General features: G+C 69.1%; 2 protein-coding genes. Both read right to left on the bottom strand.

Going from position 1 to position 2,157, the window contains the following annotated elements; genetic code table 11:
- Positions 1-6 precede the first annotated feature (6 nt).
- Positions 7-633: a response regulator gene (locus tag ACE3UY_RS05150; RefSeq protein ID WP_374686482.1), complete on the bottom strand. Its 627-nt coding sequence runs from the start codon at positions 631-633 to the stop codon at positions 7-9.
- A 297-nt stretch (positions 634-930) separates the two neighbouring features.
- On the bottom strand, positions 931-2,157 hold a 1,227-nt coding region (locus ACE3UY_RS05145; RefSeq protein WP_374686481.1), incomplete at its 5' end, for a sensor histidine kinase.

The following is a 2,157-nucleotide window of genomic DNA, read 5'->3' as shown; positions in this document are numbered from 1 at the left end:
CCTCCCTTAAGTGAGACCGTACCGCCGCGCCAGTTCGGCCGCCTGCGTGCGGTTCTCGGCCTGGAGCTTGCTCAGGATGTTGGAGACGTGGTTCTTCACCGTCCCCTCGCTGATGACCAGCCGCTCGGCGATCTCCCGGTTCGACGCGCCCTGAGCCAGCAGCACCAGTACCTCCCGCTCCCGGTCGGACAGCGGCTCCAGCGGGCCTTGCTGCGGCCGGAGCAGTTCGCGCAGGGTGCGCGAGGCGATCTCCGGCTGGATGAAGACCTCGCCGGCGTGGATGCGGCGGATGGTGCGGATGAGGTCGTCGGCCGGAGCGTCCTTCAGCAGGTAGCCCATCGCCCCGGCGCGGATGGCCTGGAAGACGTAGTCGTCGCGGTCGAAGGTGGTCAGGATGATGACGCGGGCGGCGGGCCAGGCGGCGCAGATGGCCGCCGTAGCCTCGACGCCGTTCAGCCCCGGCATCTGCACGTCCATCAGCACCACGTCGGGGCGCAACGCCAGCGCGGCGCGCACGCCTGCCTCGCCGTCGGCCGCCTCACCGACGACGCTCATGCCCGGCTCCAGGTCGAGCAAGGTGTGGAGGCCCTGGCGCATGAGGGTTTGGTCTTCGATGAGGAGGAGCGAGATCATGGAGCCATTGTAAGAGGCTCAAGTTCCCGGTGCAACCCACTCTCTGAAGTGGGTCGCACCTGGAAATGGGGGGCGGGGGAGCGGGGGAGCGGGGGAACGGGGGAACGGAGTCCGCATCCTCAGATGCGGACGGGGGTTTGTAATCAGGCATTTTTGAGAGTGACCCATTAAACACAGATAGGACACGGATAGGACGGATTCCACGGATTGAAACCTGCTCTGAAGACAGTCAATCCGTTGAATCCGTTCAATCCGTGTCCTATCCGTGTTTAATTGGCAAGCTTCAACATTGCCTGACTACGAACGACCAACGAGCGGCAACCGCGCCCGCACCACTGCCCCCGGCTGATTCGACTCCAGCGCCAGCGTCCCGCCCAACCCCTCGACCCGCTCGCGGATGCCGCGCAGGCCGTAGTGGCCGGGGCGCGTCTCGGCGTCGGGCGGCAGGCCGGCCCCGTCGTCGCGCACGACCAGTTCCACGCCGCCGGGGACCATGGCGACGCTCACCCGGACGGCCGTCGCCCCGGCGTGGCGCTCGACGTTGACCAGCGCCTCCTGGGCCACCCGCCACAGCGTCTCGGCCACGGGGCGGGGCAGGTCGCGCGCGGCGTCGTCTACTTGCCAGGCCACGTCGAGGCCGGCGCGGGCGGCCAGACCGGCGCACAGCCGGTCGATGGCCGGGCCGAGCGCCTCGTCGCCCAGCCCGGAGGCGCGCAGCCCCTCCAGCGTGCGGCGCAGATCGGCCATGCTCTGGCGCGTCAGCTGCTTCATGTCGTCCACCTGGGCCGAGGCGCGGGCGGGATCGACCGGGTAGAGGCGCTGGATGGCCTCCAATTGGAGCGACAGGGCGACGAGCGTATGCCCCAGGCCGTCGTGCAGGTCGCGGGCCACGCGCTCCCGCTCGCGCAGCGCGGCCAGTTCCGACGCCTGCGCCCGCGCCCGCTCCAACTGCTCGTTGGCCGCGCGCAATTCGTTGACCAGGCCGGCGCGCTCCTGGCTGGTGCGGAAGACGTGGTAGACGTACAGATACAGCATGAGCATCAGCCCCAACTGGCCGGCGACGAACAGGACGGTTCCCCAGCCGATGTCGCGCGGCAGTTGCCAGTTATTCGAGGCCAGCAGAATGACGCCCAGCACGGCGGTCGCGCCCGGCAGGGCCAGCACGGGCGGCAGGATGCCGAACATCTGGCCGAAGAGCATGCCCACAATGAAGATGAAGACCGGGTGAAGCCACGTCGCCAGCGCCAGCAGCCCCAGCGCGCCGCTGAAGTAGAGGGTGAGCAGCCAGTTGGGGTAGGGCCAGCGCAATTCGAAGACGAGCAGGCGCACGTAGGCGGTGATGAGGACGGCGACGATGGCGACCAGCGCCGCCTCGCGCCACCCCCACGCCCCCCACGTGTCTTCCAGCGCCAGCCCCAGCACGCCGAGCAGCCCGCCGACGTAGATGATGTGCCACAACGTCAGCCAGCGCTGGAACAGGCCGGGGCGCATGGGGGTGTATTCGGGGGGTGGGGGGGTGGTCAT

It is taken from the genome of Promineifilum sp. (SeqCode) (assembly GCF_041918635.1).
In the GTDB taxonomy this organism is placed as follows: domain Bacteria; phylum Chloroflexota; class Anaerolineae; order Promineifilales; family Promineifilaceae; genus Promineifilum.
Note: the sequence above shows the minus strand (reverse complement) of the source record. Positions and strands in the feature narration are given on the sequence as shown.

Coding starts and splice junctions, on each gene's coding strand:
- ACE3UY_RS05150 (WP_374686482.1), bottom strand. CDS start 633: ATGATCTCGCTCCTCCTCATCGAAGACCAAACCCTCATGCGCCAGGGC.